This is a genomic window from Mesorhizobium sp. M7A.F.Ca.CA.001.08.2.1 (assembly GCF_003998455.1).
Lineage (GTDB): Bacteria > Pseudomonadota > Alphaproteobacteria > Rhizobiales > Rhizobiaceae > Mesorhizobium > Mesorhizobium ciceri.
The window spans coordinates 1-6,660 of record NZ_RZPW01000314.1 but is presented as its reverse complement, the minus strand read 5'-3'; the positions used below and the strand labels follow the sequence as shown (position 1 = coordinate 6,660).

General features: G+C 61.7%; 8 protein-coding genes and 1 pseudogene. 2 read left to right on the top strand and 7 right to left on the bottom strand.

The genetic code is table 11. The features are described from left to right. The 6 genes and pseudogenes from EN914_RS19010 to EN914_RS18985 form a co-directional block, all read right to left on the bottom strand. Positions 1-361 (bottom strand): annotated as a pseudogene (locus EN914_RS19010) (methylenetetrahydrofolate reductase); the annotation flags it as partial. Next, complete coding sequence (locus tag EN914_RS19005; protein WP_013531169.1) at positions 358-984, bottom strand: methylenetetrahydrofolate reductase C-terminal domain-containing protein; 627 nt, start codon at positions 982-984, stop codon at positions 358-360. The pseudogene EN914_RS19010 and the gene EN914_RS19005, both read right to left, overlap by 4 nt. Then, on the bottom strand, positions 977-1,279 hold the full coding sequence (locus EN914_RS19000) for a virulence factor (protein WP_013531170.1): 303 nt from the start codon (positions 1,277-1,279) through the stop codon (positions 977-979). Before EN914_RS19000 ends, EN914_RS19005 begins: the two co-directional genes overlap by 8 nt. Before the next feature lie 204 nt (positions 1,280-1,483). After that, a complete protein-coding gene (locus EN914_RS18995; protein ID WP_024501312.1) occupies positions 1,484-2,266 on the bottom strand; it encodes a formyl transferase in 783 nt (260 codons plus the stop codon). 93 nt (positions 2,267-2,359) lie between these two features. Beyond that, positions 2,360-2,935 (bottom strand): DUF4893 domain-containing protein, encoded by a 576-nt coding sequence (locus EN914_RS18990; RefSeq protein ID WP_013531172.1) that lies wholly within the window; start codon positions 2,933-2,935, stop codon positions 2,360-2,362. Positions 2,936-3,039: 104 nt separating this feature from the next. Then, positions 3,040-3,669: a DUF1638 domain-containing protein gene (locus EN914_RS18985; protein ID WP_013531173.1), complete on the bottom strand. Its 630-nt coding sequence runs from the start codon at positions 3,667-3,669 to the stop codon at positions 3,040-3,042. A gap of 63 nt (positions 3,670-3,732) precedes the next feature. On the opposite strand from EN914_RS18985, the gene EN914_RS40145 reads away from it, so the two are divergent. Beyond that, on the top strand, positions 3,733-3,873 hold the full coding sequence (locus tag EN914_RS40145) for an entericidin A/B family lipoprotein (RefSeq protein ID WP_013531174.1): 141 nt from the start codon (positions 3,733-3,735) through the stop codon (positions 3,871-3,873). A gap of 88 nt (positions 3,874-3,961) precedes the next feature. Here the strand turns inward: EN914_RS40145 and EN914_RS18975 are convergent, their stop codons facing one another. After that, positions 3,962-4,660, bottom strand: a complete 699-nt coding sequence (locus tag EN914_RS18975; RefSeq protein WP_013531175.1) for a cobalamin-binding protein — start codon at positions 4,658-4,660, stop codon at positions 3,962-3,964. Positions 4,661-4,932: 272 nt separating this feature from the next. Here EN914_RS18975 and EN914_RS18970 point away from each other — a divergent pair, with 272 nt between their 5' ends. After that, positions 4,933-6,507, top strand: a complete 1,575-nt coding sequence (locus tag EN914_RS18970; RefSeq protein ID WP_024501311.1) for a trimethylamine methyltransferase family protein — start codon at positions 4,933-4,935, stop codon at positions 6,505-6,507. Positions 6,508-6,660 lie beyond the last annotated feature (153 nt).

The window sequence follows — 6,660 nt, the reverse complement described above, 5'->3', positions numbered from 1 at the left end:
TCGCAGCCCCGCCCAGCACGTCGCCCTGGATGGCGATGCGGTTCTTGTCGCGGCAGGCGATCTGCATGATCGGCGCATAGCCCATGCGGGTCAAAAGTGCGCAGATGCCGACCGAGGACATGTGGCAGTTGGCGCCCGATGCATCGACGGCGTTGATGGCGTCGACCCAGCCGTCGAAGATTTTCGCCCTGTTGTAGACGTCTTCCGGATCGGCGCTGTCGGGCGGGTTGAGTTCCGTCGTCACAGCGAACTCGCCGCGCCGCAGTACGCGCTCCAGCCGACCGCGCGAGGTGTGGCCGGGCAGGGGTTCGAGCGGCAGGTGGATGCCGGCCGGGTTTTCGTCGCGCTGGCGGCCGATCATGCCGACGCCCCGGTGCTGGCCGCCTCATTCTTGGCGGCAGCGGCGGCTTCGCGCGCGGTGGCCGCCTGAGCGGTCACCCGCAGCCAGGCCGAGGTTTCACGCAGCGACTGGTCAACCGGCTTCTGCACGGTCAGGATTCTGTCGCTGTGCACCATGTTCTGCGAGCCTTCCCAGGCCTTGACCCAGACGCAGGGCATATCGGGCTCGACCTCGCAATTGCCGTTGGCGCGGACACCGCCGCAAGGGCCGTTGCGCAATTGCTTGGGGCAGTTCATCGGACACGACATGCCTGTCGAGGACAAGATGCACTGGCCGCACATGCGGCAGTCGAACATGAAGCCCTTGACGCGCTTCTCGACAAATTTGATCGGCCCTTCGACACGGCCATAGCCTATGCCTTTCCATAAGGGATGGAGGAGCAGGAACATGTCGGCGAATTTGGCGTAGAACCATTCGAGTAATCGCGAGTGCCGCACAGACCATAATCTGACCGCGAAGGAACGCTGCACGCGCCGCTGCGGCGATACGTCGGCCGGCTTGTAGTCGGATTTCGGCGCTGCCTTCTTGACCAGAGTGGCCTGGGTAACAGCCGGCCTCTCCTTGGCAGGAATGGTTTCAGACATTTTCTTTGCCGCCCGCCTTGACCAGAGCGACCAGCCGCTCGCGGTCATATCTCGTGTCGATGTCGTTGAATGCCTTCTCGACTTCGGCTTCGAGGTCGTCGCCGACCGGAATGGGATCGGCTTTGCGCCATTCGGCCAGATAGTCGTCTGTACCGCCGGCGCCGGTGCGCATGGCGCACATGTCGATCGCCTCGGTAAAGCGCAGCGGCAGTTCGCGCTTGGCGTTCTGCCGGCCCTTCTTGACGATCACCTGGGCAGGGATGTCGCGCCAGTAGACGACGATCAGATCGGCCATGAATTCTCACTCCTCGAACTATCGAGCATTGCCGCAAGCGCAGTGGTGCCGCTTGTTATGGGACGACGCGCGCGCATTCAAAAGCGACGCATTTCGATGTCGTAAAATGAAAGGTGGGTTTATTCGTTTGCGGCGTGTGCCGGCGCCCGGTCCAGCGCGTCGGAAACGCTGGCGCGCAGTATGCCGTCCAGGACGAAAAACGCGCTACCAGATGCCAGTTCTGAGGCCCGTCCAGACGTAGAACCAGATCGTCGGATGATACCAGAGTTTCGAAGGCAGGCCGGGATCGATCGTCGTGAGTTTTCCAGCCAGTGCATCGCTGACAGCCTCGACGCAGATGTCGCGCGAGAACGCCGTCTGGCGTAGCGCGTGACTTGAGATGGTGTCGCCTTTTTTCGATCTGCCGCGCGCCTGCTTCAGCACGCCACCAGTGTCGACGCCAGCGTCGACGAGGTGGACAGTCGTGCCGAAATTCTCCGCATCGCCTGATACCAGAGCCCAATAGCCGCCATTCATGCCGCGATATTTCGGCGTGATGCCCGCATGGTAGTTGAGCACCGGGCAGGGCATTTTGCTCAGCATCTCAGCCGAGATTAGTCGGCAACCGTTGAGCAGCACAACGCCTGGCCGGATCTTCTGGATCGCCTGCAGGCACTCAAGCCCATTGGCCGAGGCTACCTGGATGATCTCCTGGCCTGGTCGCGGCTCAACCTCCAGCTTCTCCTCGGCAATCAGTCGCGCGCTATGGCCGGCCAGGAATCGCTTGCCCAACCTACTCAGTACCATCGTGCCAAGCTGGCCGATGGCGGAGATCCAGCCTTGGCGGCGAGCCCGGCCACGCAGCAATTGCTTTTTGGATTCAGGCGTTTCGAGGACGACGCTGACAGGACCTACGCGGTCGGCGATTGCATTGATCATAGCCCAGACATGCTGGCCGCCTCCGGTGACGACCACGATCGGACGCGTATTGGATTCTGATGCTGCCATGGATCTTGTCCCCTCCAAGCAACCGTTCTCGACAATAGACGGGATGCTAGGGTGTCCGGGTTAATCCTTGGTGATCAGCTCTTCGATACACAGTCAGCGCTTGAATTCGATGATATCGAGCTTCGATTCATAGTAGGGCGCCGGAAATTCGATGCGCCATTCCTTGGCGCTGTTGCGGAAGGCGTAGCCGACCTGGTCGGTTTGCGGACCGCTGCCATAGGGCTTTGCCGGATCGCTGTTGACATAGAAGGAGCCGAGATAGATCGCGCGTTTCTCGCCATCGTCGAAGAAACGGCCCCTGGTGCGCTGCGAGCCGCTGATCTTCTCCAGCCGCCAGCCGGAACCGTCATCGGTCACCTTGCACTTGAACCAGCCATAGATGACGAGCGGCAAAGGTCCGCCGGCCTTGATGGTGCGGCACTGCCAGTTGCCGGTCAGGTCCTTGTCGGAAAAGGCCACCAGCGGCTTTGCCAACAGGGCATCGAGTTGCTTGACCTCGGCCGGGTTGCCTGTCTTCGCCTCGGCAAGGGCTGCCTTGCGGGTCTCGCCATATTTGTCGAGCCGCGTCTTGTCGGCCGGGGTGATGAGTTTCTGTATCTCGCCGTCGGCATGGGCGGGCAGGGCCAAACAGAGGAGGCCGAGTGCAGCTATCAAGAGGCGAGGGGTCATCAGTGCGTTTCCATGGCTGGCAGTCTGTTTGCTTGTGGCGCACACCTTACCCGTCCACGGCGGCCTGTCATCTAGCCTTGAGTCATCGCGGGGCAAGAATTGCTTCAGGCGCCTGCAGCCGCCTGCGCCATCCCGGCCGTCAGGTCGCCATAACCGGTGGCGCGGCGTTCATAGACGAGACCGAGCATTCTGGCGGCTTTTTCGGCGACCTTGTCGAGTTCCGGATCGTTGGTCTGGGCGAGGTAGATCAGCTTCTCATAATTGCCGAAATAGTCCTTGATCAACTCCGGGTGCTTGTCGAGGCCGAGCGGTTTCATGAAGAAAGCGTCGAACTGCCGGCAGAGGAAGTCGGTCATGTAGAACGACATCATGTCGTCGTCTGCGACTTTCGCATAGGCCTCCATGCCCTGGTAGAAGGCGAAGCAATGCGGGCCGGCCATGCGCTCGACGCCATGCTTCTCGCAGATGCGGTCGAGCAGACCGCCGGTGCCGCAATCGGCATAGCCGACGAAGATGTTGCTGTAGCCTTCCGTCTTGGCTTTCTCGATCGCCTTGTCCATGGCCGGTGCGATGCGGTCCGGGTAGAAATGGAATTCCGCCGGCAGGCAGGTCAGGTCGAGGTGATCCAGCCCGAGCTGTTCCTTGACGGCCAGAACTTCGCGCGCAATCATCCCGCAGGCGATGACGAGCAGCCTGTCGTCTTGATTCGGTTTCGTTTTTTGCGTCTTGGCCATGGAACCAGTCGAGCGGCCTTCGTTGTTGTGGCGCTAATTTATCTGTTGAGGGAGACACCGTCCATGAAACTGCTACGCATCACGCCGATTGCCATCCTGGCCTGCGCCTTGGCCCTTGCGGCCTGCGCGAACACCGTCCGTGGCGTCGGCAGGGATGTCAAATCGACGGCCAAGGCGGTCGAGGACACCGTCACCAAGCCCTGATCCGCACGCGGCCACCTCATCATCTGGTAACAAAAAAGCCGCGCTGCAAGGGCGCGGCTTCTCCTGTCGTCCGGGCCGAATGGGCCAATCAGGCCGAAGCGCGCACATTGTGCTTGCGCTTCATGAAGTCCTTCGCGGTCTCGACCGCCACCGCCGCGTCGCGGCAATAGGCATCGGCGCCGACGGCCTTGCCGAATTCCTCGTTCAGCGGTGCGCCGCCGACCAGCACGACATAATCGTCGCGGATGCCTTTTTCCTTCATCGTATCGATGACGACCTTCATATAGGGCATGGTCGTGGTCAGCAGGGCCGACATGCCGATGATGTCGGGCTGGTGCTGTTCGATCGCATCGAGATATTTCTCGACCGCATTGTTGATGCCGAGATCGATGACGTCGAAGCCAGCGCCCTCCATCATCATGCCGACAAGGTTCTTGCCGATATCGTGGATGTCGCCCTTGACGGTGCCGATGACCATCTTGCCTTGCTTGGGCGCGCCGGTGGCGGCGAGCAGCGGGCGCAGGATGAACATGCCCGCCTTCATCGCATTGGCGGAAAGCAGCACTTCCGGCACGAACAGGATGCCGTCGCGAAAATCCTCGCCGACGATGCGCATGCCTTCGACCAGCGCCTCGGTCAGCACCTTGTAAGGCGCCCAGCCGCGCTCGAGCAGGATGTTGGTGCCTTCTTCGATCTCTTCCTTCAGCCCGTCATAGAGATCGTCGTGCATCTGCTGCACCAACTCGTCGTCGGAAAGTTCGGAAAGGATGATCTCGTCGTCGGACATTTGTATCGAGCTCCTGCCGGCATCGCGACCATGTCGCAAGGCACATATCTTCGCGTTCATACCTAACCCGCTGAGGGCATGTATCCATAGCTGATTTGCGACTTCCCGCAAAAGGAAAGCGACCGTAACTCTCTTGGAATTCTTGTCGATTTTGCGACAGGCGTTGGCGCTGGCGGGCCGTTTCGAATAGGGTGCATGGCTACGATCTGGCAAGAAGCGGCGAGAGCAGCCGCTATGGATTCCAGACAAGAACAGATTCAGGGAAGAACACCATGAGCGAACACGCGGCAGTCGATCAGGAAGCGTCAAACGCGCGACGTGGGCGCGGCGCCAGCGGCGGGGCTGCTGCCCGGCGGGCCGCGCGTTCGGGCGGAGGCCCGGGCACGCAGCTCACCTACATCAAGCGCAAGATCAACGTTTACGAGGTGCTGGACGAGGAAGGCCTGGCGCTGATCGAGAAGAACACCGACACGGTGCTCGAGGAGATCGGCATCATCTTCCGCGACGATGCAGAAGCGCTGCAACTGTGGAAAGAGGCCGGCGCCGACGTCAAGGGCGAGCGCGTGCATTTCCCGAAGGGGCTGTGCCGTTCGCTGCTCAAGACCGCACCGTCCGTCTACACCCAGCACGCCCGCAATTCCGAGCGTTCGGTGCAGATCGGTGGCAATGCCACCGTGTTCGCGCCGGTCTATGGCCCGCCCTTCGTGCGTGACCTCGACGGTGTCAGGCGCTACGCGACGATCGAGGATTTCCAGAATTTCGTTAAGCTCGCCTATATGGCGCCGTCGATCCACCATTCGGGCGGCACGGTATGCGAGCCGGTCGATGTGCCGGTCAACAAGCGCCACCTCGACATGATCTACAGCCACATCAAATATTCCGATAAGCCGTTCATGGGCTCGGTGACCGCGCCGGAACGCGCCGAGGACACCGTCGCCATGGCCAAGATCGTGTTCGGCGACGATTTCGTCGAGAACAACACGGTGCTGACCAGCCTGATCAACGCCAACTCGCCGATGGTGTTCGACGAGACCATGCTCGGTGCGCTGAAGGTCTATGCGCGCCACAACCAGGCCTGCATCGTCACGCCGTTCATCCTCGCCGGCGCGATGAGCCCGGTGACGGTTGCCGGCACGCTGACGCAGGTTCTGGCCGAAGTGCTGGCCGGCGCGTCGTTCACGCAGCTCATCCGGCCAGGCGCGCCGGTGCTGTTCGGCACCTTCGCCTCGTCGATCTCGATGCAGTCCGGGGCGCCGACCTTCGGCACGCCGGAGCCGTCGCTGGTGTCTTATGGCGCCGCACAGCTGGCGCGCCGTCTCGGCCTGCCGTTCCGCACCGGCGGCTCGCTCTGCGCGTCCAAGGTTCCGGATGCACAAGCGGCTTATGAAAGCGCCAACACGCTGAACTCGACCATCCTGGCCGGCACCAATTTCGTGCTGCACTCGGCCGGCTGGCTCGAGGGCGGGCTGGCCTCCTGCTACGAAAAGTTCATGATGGACATCGACCAGCTCGGCATGACGCAGAAATTCTCCGAAGGCGTCGACCTGTCGGAAAACGGCCAGGCGATGGACGCCATCCGCCAGGTCGGGCCGGGCAGCCACTATCTCGGCTGCGACCACACCCAGGCCAATTTCCAGACCGCCTTCTACCGCTCCAACATCGCCGACAACAATTCCTACGAGCAGTGGCTGGCCGAAGGCGAGAAGACAGCGCCGCAGCGCGCCAACGAACTCGCGCGCCGCTGGCTGGAAAGCTATGAGGCGCCGCATCTCGATCCGAGCATCGACGAAGCGTTGAAGGACTTCATCGCCAAGAAGAAGGGGTCGATGCCCGACGCCTTCACTTGAAAGGAGCCCGAGTCAGGCGGGGCTAAAGTCGCCAACATCATCCACAAGGAAGTCTGGCGGAGCGCGTTCTCCGATCCGGACAAGAAGGGATGATTACGCCCGCCGGCAGCGTTGACCGCATTGCTGCGGCGCTTCTCGCCAACGGCCTTGTTC

Bases quoted from the DNA above. Each gene is read 5' to 3' on its own strand.
- EN914_RS18975 (WP_013531175.1), bottom strand. From the start codon at position 4,660: ATGTCCGACGACGAGATCATCCTTTCCGAACTTTCCGACGACGAGTTG.
- EN914_RS18985 (WP_013531173.1), bottom strand. From the start codon at position 3,669: ATGGCCAAGACGCAAAAAACGAAACCGAATCAAGACGACAGGCTGCTC.
- EN914_RS19005 (WP_013531169.1), bottom strand. From the start codon at position 984: ATGTCTGAAACCATTCCTGCCAAGGAGAGGCCGGCTGTTACCCAGGCC.
- EN914_RS18970 (WP_024501311.1), top strand. From the start codon at position 4,933: ATGAGCGAACACGCGGCAGTCGATCAGGAAGCGTCAAACGCGCGACGT.
- EN914_RS40145 (WP_013531174.1), top strand. From the start codon at position 3,733: ATGAAACTGCTACGCATCACGCCGATTGCCATCCTGGCCTGCGCCTTG.
- EN914_RS18995 (WP_024501312.1), bottom strand. From the start codon at position 2,266: ATGGCAGCATCAGAATCCAATACGCGTCCGATCGTGGTCGTCACCGGA.
- EN914_RS19000 (WP_013531170.1), bottom strand. From the start codon at position 1,279: ATGGCCGATCTGATCGTCGTCTACTGGCGCGACATCCCTGCCCAGGTG.
- EN914_RS18990 (WP_013531172.1), bottom strand. From the start codon at position 2,935: ATGACCCCTCGCCTCTTGATAGCTGCACTCGGCCTCCTCTGTTTGGCC.